This is a genomic window from Dehalococcoidia bacterium (assembly GCA_030648205.1).
GTDB lineage: Bacteria > Chloroflexota > Dehalococcoidia > JAUSIH01 > JAUSIH01 > JAUSIH01.
In genome coordinates this window covers 1-21,605 of record JAUSIH010000115.1, presented here as the reverse complement: position 1 = coordinate 21,605, position 21,605 = coordinate 1, and the positions used below count along the sequence as shown (strand labels likewise).

At 62.8% G+C, this 21,605-nt stretch carries 18 protein-coding genes; 11 read left to right on the top strand and 7 right to left on the bottom strand.

Annotated features, from left to right (window positions below; translation table 11 throughout):
* On the top strand, window positions 1-270 hold a 270-nt coding region (locus tag Q7T26_12950), incomplete at its 5' end, for a DoxX family protein (GenBank protein ID MDO8533048.1).
* A 256-nt stretch (window positions 271-526) separates the two neighbouring features.
* On the opposite strand, the gene dapA is transcribed toward Q7T26_12950, so the two are convergent.
* From dapA to rpsO, 5 genes are all read right to left on the bottom strand, one after another.
* Entirely contained in the window at window positions 527-1,435 is a 909-nt protein-coding gene (gene dapA / locus Q7T26_12945; GenBank protein ID MDO8533047.1) for a 4-hydroxy-tetrahydrodipicolinate synthase, read from the bottom strand.
* A complete protein-coding gene (locus Q7T26_12940; GenBank protein MDO8533046.1) occupies window positions 1,386-2,465 on the bottom strand; it encodes an aspartate-semialdehyde dehydrogenase in 1,080 nt (359 codons plus the stop codon). Before Q7T26_12940 ends, dapA begins: the two co-directional genes overlap by 50 nt.
* A 106-nt stretch (window positions 2,466-2,571) precedes the next feature.
* Window positions 2,572-3,372 carry a 4-hydroxy-tetrahydrodipicolinate reductase gene (gene dapB / locus Q7T26_12935; GenBank protein ID MDO8533045.1) on the bottom strand — a complete coding sequence of 267 codons (801 nt, stop codon included), beginning with the start codon at window positions 3,370-3,372 and terminating at the stop codon, window positions 2,572-2,574.
* Between the two features lie 43 nt (window positions 3,373-3,415).
* Window positions 3,416-5,707, bottom strand: a complete 2,292-nt coding sequence (locus tag Q7T26_12930) for a polyribonucleotide nucleotidyltransferase (GenBank protein ID MDO8533044.1) — start codon at window positions 5,705-5,707, stop codon at window positions 3,416-3,418.
* Window positions 5,708-5,764: 57 nt separating this feature from the next.
* On the bottom strand, window positions 5,765-6,028 hold the full coding sequence (rpsO, locus tag Q7T26_12925) for a 30S ribosomal protein S15 (GenBank protein ID MDO8533043.1): 264 nt from the start codon (window positions 6,026-6,028) through the stop codon (window positions 5,765-5,767).
* Window positions 6,029-6,332: 304 nt separating this feature from the next.
* Between rpsO and Q7T26_12920 the strand changes: the two genes are divergently transcribed.
* The 10 genes from Q7T26_12920 to Q7T26_12875 all read left to right on the top strand — a co-directional run bounded on the left by Q7T26_12920 (window position 6,333) and on the right by Q7T26_12875 (window position 19,041).
* The gene (locus Q7T26_12920) at window positions 6,333-7,151 is read left to right on the top strand and encodes an enoyl-CoA hydratase-related protein (GenBank protein MDO8533042.1); all 819 of its coding nucleotides are present in this window, start codon (window positions 6,333-6,335) and stop codon (window positions 7,149-7,151) included.
* 33 nt (window positions 7,152-7,184) lie between these two features.
* The gene (locus Q7T26_12915; GenBank protein ID MDO8533041.1) at window positions 7,185-8,135 is read left to right on the top strand and encodes a ribose-phosphate pyrophosphokinase; all 951 of its coding nucleotides are present in this window, start codon (window positions 7,185-7,187) and stop codon (window positions 8,133-8,135) included.
* A 16-nt stretch (window positions 8,136-8,151) separates the two neighbouring features.
* Window positions 8,152-10,797 carry a preprotein translocase subunit SecA gene (gene secA / locus Q7T26_12910; protein ID MDO8533040.1) on the top strand — a complete coding sequence of 882 codons (2,646 nt, stop codon included), beginning with the start codon at window positions 8,152-8,154 and terminating at the stop codon, window positions 10,795-10,797.
* A 394-nt stretch (window positions 10,798-11,191) separates the two neighbouring features.
* Window positions 11,192-11,911: a succinate dehydrogenase gene (locus tag Q7T26_12905; protein MDO8533039.1), complete on the top strand. Its 720-nt coding sequence runs from the start codon at window positions 11,192-11,194 to the stop codon at window positions 11,909-11,911.
* A complete protein-coding gene (locus Q7T26_12900) occupies window positions 11,911-13,704 on the top strand; it encodes a fumarate reductase/succinate dehydrogenase flavoprotein subunit (protein MDO8533038.1) in 1,794 nt (597 codons plus the stop codon). The genes Q7T26_12905 and Q7T26_12900 overlap by 1 nt, the downstream gene beginning before the upstream one ends.
* Window positions 13,701-14,441 (top strand): succinate dehydrogenase/fumarate reductase iron-sulfur subunit, encoded by a 741-nt coding sequence (locus Q7T26_12895; protein MDO8533037.1) that lies wholly within the window; start codon window positions 13,701-13,703, stop codon window positions 14,439-14,441. Before Q7T26_12900 ends, Q7T26_12895 begins: the two co-directional genes overlap by 4 nt.
* Before the next feature lie 130 nt (window positions 14,442-14,571).
* Window positions 14,572-15,255: a hypothetical protein gene (locus Q7T26_12890; protein MDO8533036.1), complete on the top strand. Its 684-nt coding sequence runs from the start codon at window positions 14,572-14,574 to the stop codon at window positions 15,253-15,255.
* 24 nt (window positions 15,256-15,279) lie between these two features.
* Complete coding sequence (locus Q7T26_12885) at window positions 15,280-16,128, top strand: SDR family NAD(P)-dependent oxidoreductase (protein ID MDO8533035.1); 849 nt, start codon at window positions 15,280-15,282, stop codon at window positions 16,126-16,128.
* Between the two features lie 186 nt (window positions 16,129-16,314).
* Window positions 16,315-16,905, top strand: a complete 591-nt coding sequence (locus Q7T26_12880) for a methyltransferase domain-containing protein (GenBank protein ID MDO8533034.1) — start codon at window positions 16,315-16,317, stop codon at window positions 16,903-16,905.
* Between the two features lie 1,515 nt (window positions 16,906-18,420).
* Entirely contained in the window at window positions 18,421-19,041 is a 621-nt protein-coding gene (locus tag Q7T26_12875) for a DUF1080 domain-containing protein (GenBank protein MDO8533033.1), read from the top strand.
* A 723-nt stretch (window positions 19,042-19,764) separates the two neighbouring features.
* On the opposite strand, the gene Q7T26_12870 is transcribed toward Q7T26_12875, so the two are convergent.
* On the bottom strand, window positions 19,765-20,991 hold the full coding sequence (locus Q7T26_12870) for a CoA transferase (protein MDO8533032.1): 1,227 nt from the start codon (window positions 20,989-20,991) through the stop codon (window positions 19,765-19,767).
* A partial coding sequence (locus tag Q7T26_12865; GenBank protein ID MDO8533031.1) for a CoA transferase occupies window positions 20,992-21,605 on the bottom strand: 614 nt, incomplete at its 5' end.

Here is a 21,605-nt window from a genome sequence, read left to right as displayed (position 1 = left end):
GTCGCCCTTATCATCGGAGCGTTCGTGGGCATCGCCGCTTTCCTGGGGTCGCTCATGAACTGGAACTTCATGATGGCCGGCTCCGCGAGCACGAATCCGATGCTCTTCGCCGTGGCCACTTTACTGGTCCTGGCATGGAAGGTCGCGGGCCGCTGGGGCGTGGACCGCTGGCTGCTTCCGGCCCTGGGGACTCCATGGGGACCCGGCAAGGTTTTCGGGAACGGCAAGCAGACATCGCCGGGCAGGGCGCAGGAGCAGGCTGTCGGCTGACACGAATTATCCGTCTGAGTGGGCCTTACGGCCCGGACTCGCAAACGCCCGGGAAGGTTCCCGTCCCACCTCTCCCGGGCGTTTGCCTTTTTGCTCCTCAGCTATCCCATGACAATCGTGACGTGACTTCGCAGTTACCGGGAGCATAATGGCAGCCTTTCAGAGCGGGACAGCTCTGTGGCCCCCCCCAAAAAAAAGGGGGCGCTCCACGAAACGTGGAGCTGCCCGTGATGTCCGTCTTCCCGGGACGGTGGGGCTATGCCAGTCCCGACACGCCTACCGGTAGGTCAATGCGATGCTTTTTCAGAACGTCGCGGAGCTGCGCCGCCGACTTCTCGTCCAACGGAGTGAGAGGGAGCCGGGGGTTTCCCACGCGGAAGCCCACGGCGTTGACGGCGTACTTGACAGGGATGGGGTTGGAGACGATGAAGAGGGCGCCGAAAAGCGGCAGGATCTGGCGGTGGACCACCGCGGCGCCGGCCATATCGCCCTTTAAGATGCGTTGCATCATGTCCTGCATTTGCAGGCCAACGAGGTGCGACGCGACGCTGATGACACCGTATCCGCCCAGCGCCATCATGGGGAACGTGTCCGCGTCGTTGCCGCTCCACACCAGGAAGCCGGGCCGGGCCTCCTGGATGACGCGCGCGGTCTGCTCCAGGTTTCCGCTCGCTTCCTTGATCCCTATGATGTTCTCTATCGCGCTCAGCTTGACGATGGTGTCCGCCGTCAACGCGGTCACCGTCCGGCTGGGCACGTTATAGAGAATGCACGGCAGATGCGTGCTCTCAGCAATACTCTTAAAGTGGAGGTACAGCCCCTCCTGTGTGGGCTTGTTGTAGTAGGGCACCACCAGGAGCACGGCGTCCACGCCCAGTCGCTCCGCCTCTCGGGTCAGCTCTATGCTCTCCGCCGTGCTGTAGTTGCCCGTGTTGGCGACCACATTCCCCCGGCGCCCAATGGCGGAGCGCACCTCGGCGAAGAGGCGCAACTTTTCCTCCCGTGTCAGCGTGGGGGACTCGCCCGTTGTACCCGCCAGTACCAAGCCCTCGCTTCCTGAGTCCAGAAGGGCCTTCGCCAGTTTCCTGGCCTGCTCCATATCCAGTTCACCCCGTTCAGAGAACGGGGTCACCATGGCTGTCAGAAGACGTCCCAACCTGGCCATGTCGCTTTCCTCCCTCTGGTACCTGACCGCGTCGCACAAGCTCTTCCGCTATTTGCACGACGTTGAGCGCCGCGCCTTTGCGCAGGTTGTCGATGACCACCCACATGGACAGCCCGCTGCTGCTTGAGGCATCGCGCCGTATGCGTCCCACCAGGACGTCGTCGCTGCCGCTCACGAACCACGGCTGCGGATAGAGGCTGACGTCGGGGTCGTCCAGCACCCGGACGCCGGGGAACTCCGCCAGTTGCTTGCGTGCGTCCTCCGGCGCTATGGGGTTTGAGAACTCCACATGGACAGCGGCGGCATGCCCCACAAACACGGGCACGCGCACACAGGTAGTGGACACGGGCAGGCCTTCCGCACGAAGTATCTTCCGCGTCTCCTCCACCAGATTCCACTCCGCGCGCGAGTAGCCGTTGTCCAGGAACACTTCCACCTCAGGGAGCAGGTTGAACGCTATCTGGTGCGGGAACATGTGGGGGACAACCGTCCGGCCCTCCAGCACCTGCCTTGCCTGCGAAGACAGCTCTTCCTGGGCCGCGCTCCCCGCTCCCGACACGGACTCGTAGGTGCACACGACCATGTGCTTCACCGGATTGACCCGGTGCAGGGGGTAGAGGGCCATGGTCAACGCCACAGTCGTTCCCCCAGGCCCCGCGACAATCCCCTTGTGCGCGCGCAGCTCCGCGGCGTTGATCTCCGGGACGATGAGCGGCACGTCGGGGTCCATGCGCCATGCGGGACTGCTGTCTATGACGACGGCGCCCGCCTTGATGGCCAGGGGCGCAAATTGCCGGGCGATGTCCAGGCCCGTGGCGAAGAAGACCAGGTCGGCCTCATCAAAGGCGCTGTTGCTTAGCCCCTCGACGGCCGGCTCACGCTGGGATGGCACCGCCTCGCGGCTCGCTGAGCGGTCCGCCGAAAGGAGTCGTAGAGAAATGCACGGGAACTTGCGTTGCTCCAGACACTTGACTATCTCCTGCCCCACCAGCCCCGTCGCTCCCACAACGGCAACCCGGTAACCGCTCACGCAGGCCTCCTAGTACCTAGTTGCGTAAATCAGCGTAATAAGACTTGTATTTGGTGAACCATGGCGCACGTTCGGTGAAGGGTACGCGGTTTGTCGCCATTAGGTACTAGCTCAGCTTAAGCAACGCCTCCAGACCATACACGAGCTCCTGGCGCTTGACAACTTCTTTCACGGCCAGCAGCACCCCGGGCATGAAGCACTCCCTGCTGATTGTGTCATGTCGTATGCTCAGGGTCTGGCCCGGCCCACCGAAGAGGACCTCCTGATGGGCGAGCAGGCCCTGCAGGCGAATGCTGTGAATGGCAATACCGTCCACCTGGCCCCCACGGGTGCCGGGAATCGTCTCCCTGGTGGTCGCGGCGTACTTGAATGGCCCGCCCCGGCTTTCGCGCATGGCGCGGGCGGTGGCGAGGGCGGTGCCGGAGGGCGCGTCAGCTTTCTGGTCGTGATGCAGTTCGATGACTTCCGCCTCGTCAAAGTAGCGCGCGGCCAGCTTGGCGAGGTGCATCATGAGAACAGCGCCCAGCGCGAAGTTGGGGGCGATGACCGCGCCGACCTGATACCTTCGCGTCAACTCGCTGATCTCCTCCACGTGGGCCGGCGCCAACCCCGTTGTGCCCACTACCAGGGCTACGCCGCTCTTCAGCGCAGTCCTGGCAGCCTTGAGGGCACCTTCAGCAGAAGAGAAGTCCACGACCACATGGGGATGGAGGCGCTGGATAATAGGCTCCAGCTCGCGAGCGTACGGGATAAGGCCAAGGCCGTCTGGCAGGGAGATGTAGTCTTCGTTGGCCTTGATGTCCACGGCGCCCACAGGCTCGACGGCGGAGTCCCTGCACAGGGCCGCCATGACCTCACGCCCCATCCTGCCGGATGCGCCCTGCACGACAACCTTGATGGGAGGCATTGCTCCGTCCTCCTCTCGTTATGCCGCGGGCACGGGAGGGCGTTTACGGACGCCGTGTGGACTCAGCCGGACCCCGGAAAGGCGGCTCCCGATACCCGCCGCCTCGCGGGGGACCGCCTGGCCCTGGCCGAAACGGAGGACCTCCGCGCCGGTCACGGTCAAAGCCGCCCTCGCGATGAGGGGGTGGTCCTGGGCGCTGGAAAGGCGCTCCGCCTTGCTCGCCGCCCTCAGCTCCGGGACCTGCCGGCGGGCGAGGACCGCCTTCCAAAACAGCGCGGTGCGAGAGGTTAATGCGCCCCATCCGGTCTATCTCGATGACCATGACAGTCATCTCGTCGCCCAGCTTGACCTCGTCCTCCACCCGTTCCACCCGATGGTCGGAAAGCTCGCCGGCGCGTACCAGGCCGTCCTTGCCCGGAAGGATTTCGACAAACGCGCCGAAATCGGTAATGCGCGTGACCTTGCCCGTGTAGATTGTTCCGATTTCGACTTCCTTGGTCAGGCCCTCGATCATGGCGATGGCCTTCTGTGAGGCCTCACCGCTGGTCGAGCCGATGACGACGGAGCCGTCGTCCTCCACGTCAATCGTGCACTTGGTCTGTTCGATGATGGCGCGGATGTTCTTGCCGCCGGGGCCAATGAGCGCGCCGATCTTTTCCGGCTTGATCTGAATACGGGTCATCCGCGGCGCGAAGGGGCTCAACTGGGTGCGCGGCTGAGCGATGGTCTGCTTCATCTTGTCCAGGATGAACAGGCGGGCCTCCTTGGCATGGGCCAGGGCCTCCGCCATCAGCTCGGGAGTGATGCCCTTGGTCTTAATGTCCATCTGCAGCGCGGTGACGCCCTCGGCGGTGCCCGCCACCTTGAAGTCCATGTCGCCCAGATGGTCTTCCTCCCCCGCGATGTCGGTCAGGATGACGTGGCGGGCATCCTCTTTGACCATGCCCATAGCCACACCCGCCACGGGCGCTTTTATGGGAACACCGGCGTCCATCAGGGAAAGGGTGCTGCCGCAGACGCTGGCCATGGAGGTGCTCCCGTTGGAGCTGAGCACCTCGGAGACGATGCGAATCGTGTAGGGGAACTCCTGTTCGCTGGGAAGCACGGGCATGAGCGCCCGCTCCGCCAACGCGCCGTGGCCCACTTCTCGCCGACCGGGAGAGCCAAGGCGTTTGGTCTCGCCCGATGAGAAGGGTGGCATGTTGTAGTGGTGCATGAAGCGCTTGAAATCTTCAAGCCCCAGGGTGTCCAGCTTCTGCCGCTCGCTGGCGGATCCCAGGGTGCTTATGCTGAGCACCTGGGTCTGGCCGCGGGTGAACAGGCCTGAGCCGTGGGTGCGTGGGAGGAGTCCTACCTCGCACGTTATGAGGCGAATGTCCTTGGGGCTGCGGCCATCCGGTCGCCGCTGGCGCTCAACGATGCTCCGCCGTACGAGGGCCCTCTCCAAGTCATGGAAGACGTTCGCGACCTGATTGGCCGGATATGTGGCGGCGAGTTTCTCCGCCACGTCCTTTCCCAAGGCCGCGCGGGCCTTCTCCCGCTCCACGTTGTCCGTCTTTCGCAGCACGTCCTCCAGACGCCCGTTCAGGGCGCTCTGGACGGCGGCCACGACCTCTCGATCCGCTCCATGGTTCGAGGTCACAATCATCTTGGGTGTGCCGCACGCGCGGACCAGCTCATCCTCCAGGGCGATGACCTCCACGTTGGTCTGTTGCCCCAGCTTGATGGCCTCGAGCATAGTGGACTCGTCTAGGATATGAGCGCCCGCCTCCACCATCATTACGGCATCGCGGGTCCCCGCTACCACCAGGTCCAGCTTGCTCTGCTGCACTTGGCGCATGGTGGGGTTCACGACCAGAGCGCCGTCAATGTGACCGATGCGCGTCGCGGCGAGCGGCCCCTCGAAGGGAATGCTGGACATGCTCAGAGCCGCCGACGCTCCGATAATAGACAGAATGGATGGGTCGTTCTCCTGGTCCGTGGAAAGAACGGTGATGATGACCTGGACGTCGTTGTGGAAGTCCTTTGGGAAAAGGGGCCGGATGGGCCTGTCGGTCAGGCGGGCTGTCAGGATGGCTTCCTGGGTCGGCCTGCCCTCCCGGCGGAAGAAGCTTCCGGGGATTCTGCCGACGGCATACAGACGCTCTTCATAGTCCACGGTGAGCGGAAAGAAGTCTATTCCTTCCCTCGGCTGCGGACTGACGCAGGCGGTGGCCAGGATAACCGTCTCGCCATAGCGGACGACGACAGCGCCCTGGGCCTGGCCGGCCAGCTTCCCCGTCTCAAAGGACAGGCTGCGCCCACCGATATCACGCCTAAATACCTGTTGTGTCAAGGGAACACCCTCCTCAGCGGACACCCTGAAAAGGATAAGGCACCAGAGAGCGGTGCCTTATCGGCGAAGACCCAACTTAGCGATCAAAGCTCGGTAGCGGGGGGTGTCGGTACGGCTCAGGTAGCCGAGGAGCCGCCGCCGCTGGCCTACCAACCTGAGGAGGCCCGTGCGGGTGCCGTGGTCATGCCGGTGGGCTTTCAGGTGCTCGGTGAGGCGACTGATCCTATCGGACAGAAAGGCAACCTGCACATCGGCAGAGCCTGTGTCACCCTCGTGCAACCCGTGCTCCTTCAGAATAACCTGCTTGCTCTCCAAGTCCAATTGCTTGTCGCTCCTTGCAGGGGTGTCTCTACTACTATTTCTTTCCTCTGGCACGGCATTATAGCACACCCTCAATGCGCCGCACAAGGCAACTGTACGCGTAGGGCGAGACGAGGGGGCCGACCTCCTCCGAGAGCGAGAGGTGTGGAGGTCTCGGCCAAAAGTGGCCGCGGAATCGCGGCGGCCATCTCACGCGCCCCATACTTAATGTTCGATGCAAAAGCTGTATAATAGTGAGGTTTGGCTCGGCCATTCCGCCCATTCGGGGGCGCCACTTCTACTTCGAGAAAGGAGCCACACCTTAATGGCGTACGAGCACCTTCTGGTCAAGGCGGACGGGCGCATCGCGACGATTGCCTTGAATCGGCCTGAGCGGATGAACGCCTTGAATCCCAAGCTCGAAAACGAGCTGGGGGACGCTCTCGAAGAGGCTGGCAAGGACGATTCGATTGGTGTGGTGGTCCTGACAGGCTCGGGACGCGCCTTCTGCTCCGGCGCCGACGTGCAGGCAATGTCCGGAGGCAAGGACACCGCGTCCGGCGCCGCCGGCTACGGGACCGCCAGCGCTGAGGAGATACGCCGGGGATTCAGCCGTGCCCAACGGATGATACTAGGCATTCAGCGGTTGCAGAAACCCGTCATCGGCATGATCAACGGCCCCGCCGTGGGCGCGGGCTTTGACCTGGCCTGCGTGTGCGACATCCGCGTCGGCTCCACCAACGCCCGGTTCATGGCGGCGTACATCCGCGTCGGGCTGTTTCCCGGCTTCGGCGGCACCTGGCTGTACGCGCGCGCCCTGGGGCTTCCCAAGGCCGCTGAACTGCTGTTCACGGGCGACTTCCTGGAGGCGGAGGAGGCCCACAAGATGGGCTTTCTGAACAAGCTGGTGCCTCCGGAGAAGCTGGAGGAGGCCACAATGGAGATGGCGCGGAAGATAGCCAACGGGCCGCCCATCGCCATGCGGCTCGCCAAGCTTCAGCTTTACAAGGGGTTGGAGGTGGACCTGGAGACCGCCATGCAGGTGGCGGCGGCCTTCGAGACCATTACCCTGACCTCGGAGGACCACAAGGAGGGCGCCGCGGCCTTCCGGGAGAAGCGGCCTCCTCAGTTCAAAGGCCGCTAGGGCGACGCTGCCGGTAGACTAAGAGGGAGGGCCATCCGCGGCGTGATTGACGAATTAAGAGTCTTTACGGGAAACGCCCATCCTGACCTGGCAAAGGCCATCTGCGAGTACCTGCGTCAGCCCGTGGGGCGCGCAGAGGTATTCGAGTTCTCCAATGAGAACACCTTTGTCCGCATCATGGAGAATATCCGAGGCCGGGACGTATTCATCGTGCAGCCCTTGTGCTCGCCCGTCAACAAGAGCATCGTGGAGCTGCTGATATTCCTGGACGCGGCCAAGCGGGCCTCCGCGGACCGCATTACGGCGGTCGTCCCGTACTACGCCTACGGACGCAGCGACAAAAAGGACCAGCCGCGCGTGCCGATCACGGCCCGACTCATCGCGGACATCCTCTCGGTGGCCGGAGCGAATCGTGTGTTGACACTGGACCTGCACGCCGGCCAGATCCAGGGCTTCTTCAACATTCCCGTGGACGAGTTGAGCGCGCTGCCCATGTTCGCGCGCTATTTCAAGGACAAGAACCTGCCTGACCTCGTGGTTGTGGCGACGGACGTGGGCATCTCCAAGAAGGCCCGCGACCTCGCCGCGCGCCTGGACGCGCCCCTGGCCATCGTGGAGAAGCGGCGCGTCGGCAACAACGACAAGACCGAAACGCTGAATGTCATCGGCGACGTGCGGAACAAGACCGCCGTCCTGTTTGACGACGAGATTGACACTGCGGGCTCCATCACCAACGCGGCCGCGGCCCTGCGCGAGGAGGGCGCGCGCGATGTGTTTGCGTGCGCCACGCACCCGGTGCTGTCCGGCCCCGCGGTGGAGCGCATCGCCGCCAGCGCCATCACCGAGGTGGTGGTGTCCGACAGCATCCCTGTCCCGGAGTGGAAGCGGCCTCGGAACCTGACCGTCCTGAGCATTGCGCCGCTTCTGGGGGAGGCCATGCGGCGCATCCACACGGGCACCAGCGTCGGCGCCATGTTCGGGTAAGGAAATCAGGACGAGTATGCTTGGTATCGTCAAGAAAATATTCGGCGACCAGAACGAAAAGGAAATAAAGGCGCTCCGGCCCATCGTCCAGAAGACCAACGTCCTAGAGCAGGAGTTCGAGAAGCTGGACACCGACCAGCTTCAGGCCAGGACCGCTCAGCTCAGGGAGCGCCTCGCGAAAGGCGAAAGCCTCGACGACATTCTGCCGGAGGCCTTCGCCGCCGTGCGTGTGGCCGCTAGGCGCACGCTGGGCCAGCGCCACTACGACGTGCAACTCATGGGCGGCGCCGTTCTGCACCAGGGCAAGATTGCCGAGATGCAGACCGGCGAAGGCAAGACGCTGGTCGCCACGCTGCCCGTCTCCCTGAACGCCCTTTCCGGCGCGGGCGTCCACGTGGTCATCGTCAACGACTACCTGGCCCGCCGCGATACCCAGTGGATGGGCTCTGTCTACCGCATGCTGGGCCTCTCCGTGGGCTGCCTCCAGCACGAGACGTCCTACCTGTACGACCCGGAGCAAGGGGAGAAGGAAGGCAGTCTGAAGGGCCTGCTGGCAGTGCCGCGTCGCCTGGCCTACCAGGCGGACATCACGTATGGCACCAACAACGAGTTCGGCTTCGACTACCTTCGGGACAACATGGCCGTGGACCTGGCGCACAAGGTGCAGAGGGGCCACAACTTCGCCATCGTGGACGAGGTGGACAACATCCTCATTGACGAGGCGCGAACGCCGCTCATCATCAGCGGGCCCGCCGCCGAGTCCACCCAGGTCTACCACACCTTCGCCCGGCTGGCGCCGCAGCTCAAGGAGGGCGGGGACTTCACCATTGACGAGAAGATGCGGGCCATCTCCATCACGGAGGACGGCATCAGCAAGGTGGAGCGCCTGCTGAACGTCGTCAACCTGTACGACCCGGCCAACTACCACATGGCCCACTATCTGGAGAACGCCGTCCGCGCGAACGCCCTGTACAAGCGCGACCGCGATTACGTGGTCAAGGACGGCGAGGTGATCATCGTGGACGAGTTCACGGGCCGCCTCATGCCCGGCCGCCGCTGGTCGGACGGCTTGCACCAGGCCGTGGAGTCGAAAGAGGGGGTGAAGGTCCAGCAAGAGACCGTCACCTGGGCCACCATCACTATTCAGAACAACTTCCGCATGTACAAAAAGCTGGCGGGCATGACGGGCACTGCCTTCACCGAGCAAGAGGAGTTCTGGAAGATATACCACCTGCCGGTCGTGGTCATTCCCACGCACCATCCAATGGTCCGCGCCGCAATGCCGGACAAGGTGTTCAAGTCGCAGGACGGCAAGTGGAAGGCGGTGACGCAGGAGCTTGCCGACCTCCACGACAAGGGCCGACCCGTTCTCGTGGGCACCACGTCCATCGAGACGTCCGAGAAGCTGGGCGAGCTGCTGCGAAAGCGCGGCATCCCCCACCAGGTCCTGAACGCCAAGTTCCACGAGAAAGAGGCGGGCATCATCGCGCAGGCGGGCCGCCTGGGTGCGGTGACCGTCGCGACGAACATGGCGGGCCGCGGCACGGACATCATCCTGGGCGGCAATCCCGTGGACCGTGACCCCGCCGAGTGGGAGGATGAGCACAAGAAGGTAGTTACTCTGGGCGGGCTGCACGTGCTGGGCACGGAGCGGCATGAGGCGCGGCGCATTGACAACCAATTGCGGGGCCGCGCCGGCCGCCAGGGCGACCCGGGCTCGTCGCAGTTCTTCGTGTCGCTGGACGACGACCTGATGCGGCGCTTCGGCGGCGACCGCATCAAGGGCTTCATGGACTGGGCGGGACTGGAAGAGGACGTGCCCATTGAGAACAGCCTGGTAAGCAAGTCCATCGAGCAGGCCCAGATTCGCACCGAGGGCTACCACTTCGATGTCCGCAAGCACCTCGTTGAGTACGATGACGTAGTGAACAAGCAGCGCGAGGTCATCTACGGGGAGCGGAACAAGCTCCTGGCGGGCGCCGACTTGAAGGCCAACGTGCGGGATATGGTGCATCGGGAGATCAAGGCGCTGGTGGCGGCCCACATGCCGGGGGAGGAGGCCGAGAAGTGGACTCTGGAGGAGCTTGTCAAGGTCGTGCGCGCCATCTACCCGCTGCCGGAGAAGTTCGGCAAAGAGGCGCTGTCCAAGATGAGCTTGGTGGAGACGGAGGAGTTACTGCTCCAGCAGGCGGATGTGGCCTATGAGCAGAAGGAGAAGGAACTGGGTTCCGAGTCCCTGCGGGTGGTGGAGCGCCTTGTGATGCTCCGGGCCGTTGACGTGCACTGGGTGGAGCACCTCACGGCCATGGAGAACATGCGGATGGGTATCGGCCTGGAGGCTATCGGCCAGCGCGACCCGCTCGTCATGTACAAGCGGCAGGGCGCGGAGATGTTCATCGAGACTCAGGAACACATCGCCAGGGACATCGTCCGGGCCATCTACCACGTGCAGCTTCAGCCCGCTGCCCAGCAGCAGTCCGCTCAGCAGGCCGCGCCCCAACGCCAGCAGGCCGCAGCCGCGCCCGCGCGCCAGGAGGCCCGGTCGCCGGTGGGCGTCGGCGCGCCTCGCCCGAGCGGCCCCATGGCTGTGCGAAAGGTGGGCCGCAACGACGCGTGTCCGTGCGGCAGCGGCAAGAAATATAAGAAGTGCCACGGGACGTAGGTGAAGCGCGCCGCTGGGCACAGGCCCAACGGGTTCCACCTAGGCAGCTTTCAGGTGTAGCAGTTCAAGGCGTCCCTGAATGACAGGGACGCCTTGAACTTTTTGCACAATGGTGGCGCGATGAAGAACGAAGAGATAGCCGCTGGAACAGAGGCAGACCCTGAGCGCGGCGAAGCGTGACATAAGTCTTCGCATATTCCGCAACTGATGGGCCGCCTCACTTGCGGCGCAGGTGCGGGCGTGATATAGTCGCATACTCGAAACAGTCCGGATTTCGCGCGCGGGGACAAGGCCCCTCTCTCGAAGGTCGCCCTGGCGCCGCGCGTAACGTGGGGGTACAGGAGTGCAAGCGACGGCCAGAGCACAGACTCCAAGGCGAGGATCTCCCGCCAATTTGAGACGGGACACGTGGTGGCTTGAACCCCTTATCACGGTCGTAGTCCTGGGCGGCTTCATCATATACGCCACCTGGGCAGTGATCTCCGGTCAGAACTACTGGGCAGAGCCCTACCTGTCGCCATTCTTCTCTCCTCTGCTGGCGGGCAACAAGGGCGAACCCTTGGTGAACTTTAGTTGGTGGCGCATATCGCCAGCCATTCTGATGATGTGGGCGCCTCTGGGCTTCCGGCTCACCTGCTACTACTACCGCAAGGCGTATTACAGAGCCTTTTTCTGGGACCCGCCCGCGTGCGCCGTTGGTGAAAAGCGGGGGGGATACTCCGGCGAGCAGGGATTTCCTTTCATTCTGCAAAACGCGCACCGCTATTTCCTCTATCTGGCTATCATTGTCTGGGGGTTCCTGACCTATGACGCCATACGGGCGTTCTTCTTCCCCAGTGGATTTGGGATGGGCATAGGCACGCTGGTTCTCGTCCTGAACTCGGCGCTTCTCGGTCTGTACACATTCTCGTGTCACTGCCTCCGCCACCGCGTGGGGGGCTGCATGGACTGTCCGTCAAACAACAAGTCTCGCCTCAAGCTGTGGCAGATCGTGAGCAGGCTGAACGCGCGCCACCCGGTCTTTGCATGGTGCAGCCTTGTCTGGGTCGGGTTCTCTGATCTGTACATACGGCTGGTGGCCACCGGCGCTATCACCGACCTGAGGATTTTCTAATGGAAAACTACAAGGTCCATACTCACGACGTCCTGGTGATTGGGGCTGGGGGCGCGGGGATGCGGGCGGCGTATGAAGCTTCCCTCGGCGGCGCGTCAGTGGGGCTGGTCAGCAAGTCCTTGTTGGGCAAGGCCCACACGGTGATGGCTGAAGGCGGAATGGCCGCCTCTCTGGCCAACGTCCACTCGGAAGACAACTGGAAGGTGCATTTCCGGGACACCATGCGCGGCGGCAAGCTTATCAATAACTCGCGTATGGCCGAGATCTTCGCGAAGGAAGCGCCGGAGCGCGTTCTGGAGCTGGAGCAGTGGGGCGCCGTTTTTGACCGCACCCCCGATGGAAGGATATCTCAGCGGGCCTTCGGAGGTCACCTGTACAACCGGCTGGCCCATATAGGCGACCGTACCGGCCTGGAGTTGATACGCACTCTGCAGGACAAGGTTGTCACTCAGAAAGTGGATGTGTACATGGAGTACACCGTCCACAGCTTGCTGATGGACGGCCAACGCGTCAGCGGCGCTATCGGCTACAACAGGCAGACAGGCGAGTTCGTGGTGTTCCAGGCAAAGGCTGTCGTGCTGGCCACTGGAGGCTTGGGCAAGCTGTACAAGATAACCAGCAACTCTTGGGAGTGCACCGGCGATGGCTTCGCTCTGGCGAGCCAGGTCGGCGCCGACCTTATTGATATGGAGTTCGTTCAGTTCCATCCCACGGGCATGGTGTGGCCGCCCGGAGTGATGGGCCTGCTGGTGACGGAGGGCGTGCGAGGGGACGGCGGCGTGCTCAAGAACTCCAAGGGCGAACGGTTCATGTTCCGCTACGTGCCGGACATGTTCAAGGGCGAATACGCCGAGACCGAAGAGGAAGGCGCGCGGTGGTTGAAAGGCGACAAGTCAGCCAGAAGGCCTCCGGAGCTGCTGACCCGCGATATAGTGGCCAAGGCCATCACGAGGGAGGTCCGGGAGGGCAGGGGAAGCCCGCACGGCGGCGTGTTCCTGGATATCGCGTCGCAGAGGGACGCCGCCTTCATACGGCGCCGCCTGCCCAGTATGTACCAGCAGTTCAAGGAACTGGCCAACGTGGACATCACGAAGCAGCCCATGGAGATAGGGCCTACGTGTCACTACATAATGGGCGGCATCAGGGTTGATCCGGAGACCCAGGCCACAACGATGCAGGGGCTGTACGCCGCGGGCGAAGTCGCCGCCGGGCTGCACGGGGCAAACCGCCTGGGCGGCAACTCGCTGACCGACCTGGTGGTGTTCGGACGGAGGGCCGGCCTGCACGCCGCTGAGTTCGCCAAGAAGCTGCCGGGCACGCCGTCCGCGGACAAGGCGCAGGTGTCCAAATACATTGACGAGATGCTGGCGCCGTTCAAGGCCGCCGACGGTGAGAACCCCTATGACGTTTTCAGCGACCTGCGAGCAGCCATGCAGGACAATGTCGGCCTTGTGCGCAACGCTGATGACATGAAAAAGGCATTGCAGGTCATAACCCAACTCAGGCAGCGCGCCGCGAAGACGCGCGTGACCGGCTCCCGGGTCTATAACCCCGGGTGGCACACCGCATTGCAGTTGCACCTGATGCTGACCACCGCCGAGGCCGTGGTCCTCGGCGCGCTGGAGCGCACCGAGAGCAGAGGGGGGCACACCAGAGAGGACTATCCCGATACCAGCAAGGAGATGGGCAAGCTTCTCTTCATAGCGCGGCGAAAGGGTGGGGGGTTGGCGGTCGCCAGGGAGACGCGCGTCGAGGTGTCGCCTGAGCTACAACCGCTGCTGTTGGAGAAATAAAGATGGACGCCATCTTCCGGGTTTATAGAGGCGATGCCAGCAATGGGGAGTTCAAGGAATATACGGTGCCGGTGGAGCACGGCATGGTAGTCCTGGACGCCATGCACTATATCCAGGAGCACCTGTCTCCCGACATGGCCGTGCGCTGGAACTGCAAGGCGGGCAAGTGCGGCTCGTGCAGCGCCGAGGTCAACGGCAAGCCCAGGCTTATGTGCATGTTCCGCATGGACGAGCTTGACCTGACCCAGCCGATAACCGTTCGCCCGCTGCAGACGTTCCCTGTCATCAAGGACCTGGTGACCGACGTCTCCTGGAACTACTCGGTAGGTAAACGGATCACTCCGTTCACGCCGCGCAAGGATACCAAATGGCGCATGGCCGGGGATGACATCGAGCGAGTGAAGGAGTTCCGCAAGTGCATTGAGTGCTTCCTGTGTCAGAACGTGTGCCATGTGCTGCGTGACCACGACGGGAAGGAAATCTTCGTGGGACCCAGGTATCTGCTTCGGATGGCCGGCCTGGAGATGCACCCCCTGGACGACGCGAACCGCCTGGAGTTCATCAAGGACGCGGCGGGCATTGGCTACTGCAACATCACCAAGTGCTGCACGGATGTCTGCCCTGAAGGTATTCACATTACGGACAACGCCATCATACCCCTGAAGGAGCGTGTGGCGGATGAGTACTACGATCCCGTCCGCGCGGTGCTTCGCAAGTTGACAGGCAAGGGAAAGTAGCGTCTCCGCCGGGAAGACCGATACAGGATTAGTGTTATGACGTAGCGGCCAGCACCGGTCGTGCTGGCCGCTTTTTTGTTAGGCATACTCTGATTGCACGGTTATTGAGAGTGGAAAGCCAGAGTCGTCCATGACCAGACCTCCATCGTCCCAGCCCCAGCCTTCCGTCTCCGCCCTGCTCGAGCGTTTGCGTCGCGCCGTCCGCGGTGGGAAACACTGGTACATCGCGCTGCTGGAGACGATGGCCGAATGGACTGCGCCGGAAGAGGACGTGGACGGCAGGCGCTACGTCTACGTCGTGGCGGGGGAGGCGTTCGACTGGCTGGCGCTGGCGGAGCGGCTGTGCCTGGCGCTGGGCGGCCTGGCGCCCGAGCACGAGCGCGACGCCCTCGTGTTTCGGGGTCGCCCGCCGCTGGCGCTGAAGCAGGAGGAGTTCCGGCGACTGCTCGGCCCCGCCAAGCACAAGGCCCACCTCAACTTCCTCTATGGCGTGGAGGTGGAGGAGGCGCTGCACCTCGCGGTGGAGGAGGACCTGCGCAAGGAGCGGCGCAGCCGGTGGCGGAACGAGGACAGCGGCCTGGACGACGAGGTCTTCCATCGCATCTACGGCTGTACGCGGGACGAGATGCTGCGGGTCTTTCAGCGGGCGAAGAAGCTGCCCCGGCGCAGCTCGCTGTCGCTGTCGGAGTGGCGGGAGTTCCTGTACTGGCGATTCAAGTGGCGGCTGAAGTTCCAGCCGCGTCCGCGCATCGCCAGCGACACGAAGAAGGGGCTGGACTGGCTGCACCGGCTGGAGCGGGAGGCGGGACGGTAACGGGGTAGGAAAGGCGGGTACGCGATGCACGACCTGAAGGACAAGGTGGCTATCGTCACGGGGGCCGGCGGCATGGGAGGCATCGGCAGGGCCATCGCTCTGCGGCTGGCGCGGGATGGCGCGCACGTCGTCCTCGCCGACATCGAGCGGCCGCCGGACCGGCTCCCGCCGGACGAGGTGAGCGCGGGCTGGCGCGGCATCCAGAGCGTCGCGGAGGAGGTCCGCGCGCTGGGCCGACGTGCGGTGCCCGTCGTCACCGACATCACGCGCACCGAGCAGGTGGAGCGGCTGGTCGAGTCGGCGGTGCGCGAGCTCGGCGGTGTGGACATTCTCGTGAATAACGCTCGCGCGGTGGGCAACTACGCGGCCCCGGTGGTGGAGCTGGACGAGAACGAATGGGACCACGTGATGGCGGTGAACGCGCGCGGCACGTTCCTCTGCTGCCGCGCGGTCATGCGCTGGATGCTGGGCGCGCGGCGCGGCGGCGTCATCGTGAACATCTCGTCCATCGCGGGCAGGCAGGGGACGGCGGGGAACTCGGCGTACAGCGCGTCCAAGTTCGCGGTCATCGGCTTCACGCAGTCGCTGGCGCTGGAGGCCGCGCCCCACGGCATTCGCGTGAACGCCGTCTGCCCGGGCGCGGTCAATACGGGGCGATTCAAGATAGAGGAGAAGCTCGCCGCCGACCGCGCGGGGCTGACCTACGCGGAGTACCAGGCGCGGCGCGTCGCGGCGCGGGCGCGGGAGATTCCGCTGGGCCGCGTGGCCACGCCCGACGACGTCGCGGCGATGGTCGCGTTCCTCGCGTCCGGCGAAGCGGCGCAGATCACCGGCCAGTCGTTTTCGGTGGACGGCGGCGAGGTGATGCGGTAGGCGGGCGGCCTGTGCCCTGTCTCCGAAATACGCTTACAAATTGTCATTGCGAGGACTCCGGCTTGCCGGAGGACGAAGCAATCTGGATGAGAGGTGGACCCTGCCGCCAGATTGCCACGGCCCTCCTTCGTTGGGCCTCGCAATGACATTGTCGCAGAACTTCGGGAACATCATACCGGAGCAGCTATGCGTCAACTTTTGTGGAACATCTTCTACCTGCTCGGCAGGGCGCCCTGGGATACGGGCGTCACGCCGCCGGAGGTCGTTGATCTGATTGAGGGAGGGCGGGTCCCGCCGGGCCGCGCCCTGGACATCGGGTGCGGGACGGGCACCAACGCCATCTACCTGGCCCGGCATGGATTTCAGAGTGTGGGAGTGGACGCCGCGTGGCTCGCCGTCCGGCGTGCGCGGCAGAAGGCGCGGCGGGCCGGCGTGTCCGCGACGTTCCACACCGGCGACGTCCTGCGACTGGGGACACCGAAGGGTCCCGCCATCGCCGCTCCATTCGATTTTGTCCTGGATATCGGGTGTTTTCACAGCCTGGCCGCCGAGCAGCGGCAGTCGTACGCCGCCATGCTGCGGCGGGTGCTGCGCGTCGAGGGATACTACATGCTGTACGCATGGGGCCCGCGCGAGATGAACGGGCGTCCGGTCGGGCTGACCCCCGACGAGACGCGGGTCGCGCTGGGGGACGAGTTCCGCGCCGTCTGGGTCCGCGGAGGCGAGGAGCGCGGCGCGGCGTCGTACTGGTACCTGTTCCAGAGGGTGCGTCCATGAGCGCGGCCCGCCTGGCGTGAAGCGCGCGGCGGCGGCATCGTATCGCTCGTGATGTTTGCGTTCTACGCGAGGTCGTTTGTGCTGGCGCTGCGGCTAGCGCCGCGTCAGGGACGGGAGGGTGCCGGGGGTGCGGGCCCATAGAGGGCATGGGACGCGCCCCGGTGGGGCTTTCACAAGGCAGTGAGGCTAGGCGTAGCGACGTTGTAGGAATGACGCGGTCTGCGGCGGGAGGCAGGAGGGGTGGGAAATGCTAAGAGCTTTGCGTGAGTGGACAAGGATGATATAGTAGCAGCGACACCATTATTGAGGGTTATAGTAAATCTGCGTTTCTAATCGCAGGAAGCGATTCTTGCGGTCAAGAGGTGCATTGCCTATCTCCAGTGAGGAGGCATTATGCCAAAACAGGAAGACGAGCGAGAGGTTGATAGTCATCCGTCAACTTGCACCTGTTTAAGCTGCACGGAATTCAAAGAATTATCCAAAAAGTTGAAAGAGGGAATTACCCAATGCCCGCTCTGCCAAGGTAAGGGATGCTTTAGATGTAAGGGCACAGGCAAAGTCAACATAGTAAAATGTATTACCTGTGGGGGAACAGGCACAGTAGCCAGAATACTAGGTAGCAAGCTACAAGACCAAGACCTAAGAATGCTAAAGGAGGGAAAGGGAGGAATAATACGATGTCCATCCTGCTTTGGAGATGGCTGGTCATACAGAGATAAGAGAGAGATAGAAGAAAGAAAGGCTGAAATAGACCGCAGCTACCCATCTGGTATGGGGATTAGAGGGAATGTAAGTTTAGAGACTAATGACTGGCTTAATAAAATAACTAGTAGTACGGAACAATCAGTAAACGCTGAAGCTAATAAGGACAAGTCAGACCCAGAACCAAAGGATACCACGACAGAAAATATCCCTAATTATTGTGAAGTTCATAGAACATCTTACTCATATGCATGCCTGCTATGTAATAACCCAGTACCAGGGCCAAAGAGTGAAGTAGAGCCTAACAAACTAACTATCATTAGAGCCTGTCCAGAGGCACCTACTCCTGTACCTTCACCAATTCCGGCACCGCAAGTTTTACAAGGTGCAAAACTCAGCCAGCGCGCTTTACCATGGATAGGAATTCTCCTTGTGATTTTATTAGCGACGGGGGCCGCCGTTTTCGCCTTCTCAACGCCATCCCCTAAGTACCCTCTTTCTACATCTACCCCGCCATTTCCTGCAAATCCGTCACCGCTTGCGGCAGCATCATTCATTCCTGCAACCCTAACACCTGCGCCGACAACTGTGCCTTCGCCTACTCCTATACCACAGGCACCAACGCCCGTGCCTTCACCTACTTCCGCTCCGTCGCCCACTCCTGTGCCCAAGACACCTACTCCTGCGCCATCACCCACTCCTGTGCCCAAGACACCAACGCCCGTGCCTTCACCTACTCCCGTCCCGTCGCCCACTCCTGTGCCCTCACCCGCTCCCCCATCGCCAACACCGGTTCCTGCATTGCTGTCTCCAGTGAAGGATAATTTTGCTTCGGACAGCGGTTTTTGGCTGTACGGAGGAAGTGCCTATCGTGATCTTCAAAATGCCTATGTCGTCCTGACACAGCCAACCAGCCGCAAAACGGTCGGCCTAGTCTGGCTGAAACAGGATGTCCGGTCAGACTTCACGGTCAGCTTCCGTTATCGTATCGGGGGCGGTGGCGGCGCTGACGGTATGGTGTTCATGTTCTACAAGAAGAAAGACTACACACCGGGCACGGGAGGAAGCCTGGGGTTCGCGGACGCGAACTGTCTTGCTGTCCCGGGCTACGGTATAGAGTTTGATACGTGGAAGAACAGTGGAGACTGCGGAATATTCGACCCGACTCCGAACGAGGTGGCCCTAATAAAAGACCATCCCAAAAATCACGTGGTGTCGGTGCAAGACAACAGAACAAATGACAACCAATGGCATACGGCTACTGTGCTAGTGCAGCATGAGAATATCGCGGTTTCTATAGATGGTGCGGTTGTTCTGCGCTGGAGCGGGCCTCTGGACAAGACCTACGGCGGTATGGGCTTTGCATCTGGCGTAGGCGACGCTGCTAATTGGCACATCATAGACGATGTTCAGATTGTCCCCGTAGGACCGTAACGGCGCGACCGACCACTGGTCATAAAGACAGTTCTGGCTCCATTTGGGAGCCTCCCCTACGTGCAACTTATCAGCCTACCCCACCTCCCGTAGCCTCTCCTGCGTGCCCCGCGCTTTCTCCCGCAGCCCCGTCAGCCTCGCTTCCGCGGAATGCTGCTATAATTGGGATTGTCTGCTGGTAGAGGCGAAGGTCGAGCCGCCTTGCGCGACACCCAATCCCGACTGGCCGGGCGAAGAAAGAGGAGACGATGGAACTTCTGACGACCATTCTGGCCGGTGTCGCGGTAGTCCTCCTTATAGCGGTCCTGATATTGCTGGGGAAGGTCTATCAGGTGACTCGGCGCCACAAGGGGTCTTAGAAAACGCACGGTCTCCCTTCGATAGAGCCTGCCCTGAGCGAAGCCGAAAGGCTCAGGGTGAGCGGGTCACACCGCTCATGGTGAGCTCGTCCAAGCAGGCAACCCAATTACAGCTACAGTTCGACACTTCCTTACTCATTCTGGCGCACCCAGCAAGGCCAAGCTAGACAGCCTCAGTCTAGCTTGTTTACCCATTCCCGGACACCCATAACCTCGATGCCAGTGGACTTGAACCGACGACACTGCCTTATGCTAAACTACTATAACGTTCAAGCCATTCATCAACCTCCGGAACCACTATGTCGGGTGGCAAATGCGATGTAGGTGGTACACGTTTCTTCCAGAATGACATACTGTGTGCCGCCTAATAGAGCACGTTGGCCTCGGTGAGCCGGGCGATCTCCGCGGGCCTTTGGCCGAGGAGGCTGGCGAGCACCCAGTCGGTGTGCTGGCCGACGAGCGGCGATGGCGCGGGCGGCTGCACGGGGGTGTCCGAGAACTTCCAGGGAGCGCCCATCACCGTGATGGGGCCAAGCTCGGGATGCTGTATGTCTGAGAAGCTGCCGCGGAAGCGCTGGTGCCTGTCCGCCAGCAGGTCGCGGTTCGTCGGGCAGGGCATCGCGGCGACGCCGACTCCCTGCAGAATGTCCGTCACCTCGGCGGGCGTCCGCGGGAGCGTCCATTCTCCAATCAGAGCGTCCAGCTCATCCTGGTGCTTGCACCGGAGGTAGATATCACGAAAGCGCGGGTCGTCTCTCCACTGGGGACGTCCGGTAGCCGCGCACAGGGCCGCCCACTCCTCCTCCGAGCCGACCGCAATCGTCACCCAGGCGTCCTCGCCCTTGCAACGGTACACGCCGTGAGGGGCCATGCCGGGCTTTCGGTTCGCCTGACGCATGGGCGACCTGCCCGTCATCTGGCTCTCCAAAAGAAGGTCGCCGATGGAGCAGGTCAGCGCTTCGCGCGCGGAGAGGTCAATGAACTGGCCGCGGCCGGTGCTCTCTCGATAGTGCAGGGCGGCGAGAACGGAGAAGGCGCCCGCGGAGCCAACTCGCAGGTCGGTGTCGCGTCCTATCTCGGCGGGGGGCATGTCCGGGAATCCCATGAGGTGTCCCCATCCCGCGAGGGCGGAGAACGTGGGCGCGTAGCCCACGACCCGCGCCTCCGGGCCGGCGGAGCCGCACGCCGACGAGGAAATGACGATGATGTCTGGGCGTATCCTGCGCAGGCGCTCATAGCCCAGGCCGAGCCGCTGCATCACCCCGGGACTGAAGTTGTCCGCGACCACGTCGCTTATCCGGACCACCTCCAAGGCGAGCGCGAGGCCCTCAGGGGTGGAGAGGTCCACGGTCAGCGACATCTTATTAAGGTTCACATCGTTGAAGAGGAGAGCGCGCATGCGTCCTTCGACGCCGGGCGCCGATGACGTGCGACGGTAGCTGTCCAGCCGCTTTCGAGTCTCAAAGCGGATGACCTCCGCGCCCAGAAAGGAGAGAAGCTGGGTGCCGTATGGCCCCGCCGCAAGCCATGTGAAGTCCGCTATGCGCACCCCGCTCAAAGCGCGGTGCGCGTGAAGATCGTTTCCTTGCATCTAGACGACTCCTGTCCGCCGGAGGCCCGTCAGTTGTTCTCGGGAGACCCCAAGCTGGCCGCACAACATATCATCGTTGTGCTCTCCGAGGCGGGGCGCGGGCCGCCGGACCGCAAAGGGGGTCTCAGAGAACTCGCACGGACCCCGTGGCACGCGCCATGCACGCCCTGAGGGGTCCGTGATGTCCACGAAAAAGTCGCGGGCAGCGTACTGGGGCGATGCGAGCAGCTCGTCCGGCGTGAGGTACACGCCCGTGGGGGAGTGCAAGGCCTGAGCGCTGGCGTAAATGTCCAGCTTGGTGTGCAGGCGTGTCCACTCGGTTATGCGCCGCATCATCTCCCGATGGTTTTCTTTGCGGCCTGGCACGTCTTTGAACTTGTCGCTCTTCGTCCATTCAGGGTTGCCCATCAGCTTCACAAAGGTTTCCCACTCCTTGTCGTTGATGAAGTGGATCGTGATGTAGCCGTCCTTGCTGGGGGCTATGTCACGGTGGTACGACGCGGCGTTGGCGCGGTTGGTGACCTCGCCCGTGGCGACGTAGTCGCTGACTTCCTGGCGCATGTAGGCCATGGCCGCCTCTTGCTTGGAGATGTCCACATGTTGCCCGTGGCCCG

Bases quoted from the DNA above. Each gene is read 5' to 3' on its own strand.
- dapA (MDO8533047.1), bottom strand. From the start codon at position 1,435: ATGGCCAGGTTGGGACGTCTTCTGACAGCCATGGTGACCCCGTTCTCT.
- dapB (MDO8533045.1), bottom strand. From the start codon at position 3,372: ATGCCTCCCATCAAGGTTGTCGTGCAGGGCGCATCCGGCAGGATGGGG.
- Q7T26_12920 (MDO8533042.1), top strand. From the start codon at position 6,333: ATGGCGTACGAGCACCTTCTGGTCAAGGCGGACGGGCGCATCGCGACG.
- secA (MDO8533040.1), top strand. From the start codon at position 8,152: ATGCTTGGTATCGTCAAGAAAATATTCGGCGACCAGAACGAAAAGGAA.
- Q7T26_12900 (MDO8533038.1), top strand. From the start codon at position 11,911: ATGGAAAACTACAAGGTCCATACTCACGACGTCCTGGTGATTGGGGCT.
- Q7T26_12890 (MDO8533036.1), top strand. From the start codon at position 14,572: ATGACCAGACCTCCATCGTCCCAGCCCCAGCCTTCCGTCTCCGCCCTG.
- Q7T26_12885 (MDO8533035.1), top strand. From the start codon at position 15,280: ATGCACGACCTGAAGGACAAGGTGGCTATCGTCACGGGGGCCGGCGGC.
- Q7T26_12880 (MDO8533034.1), top strand. From the start codon at position 16,315: ATGCGTCAACTTTTGTGGAACATCTTCTACCTGCTCGGCAGGGCGCCC.
- Q7T26_12870 (MDO8533032.1), bottom strand. From the start codon at position 20,991: ATGCAAGGAAACGATCTTCACGCGCACCGCGCTTTGAGCGGGGTGCGC.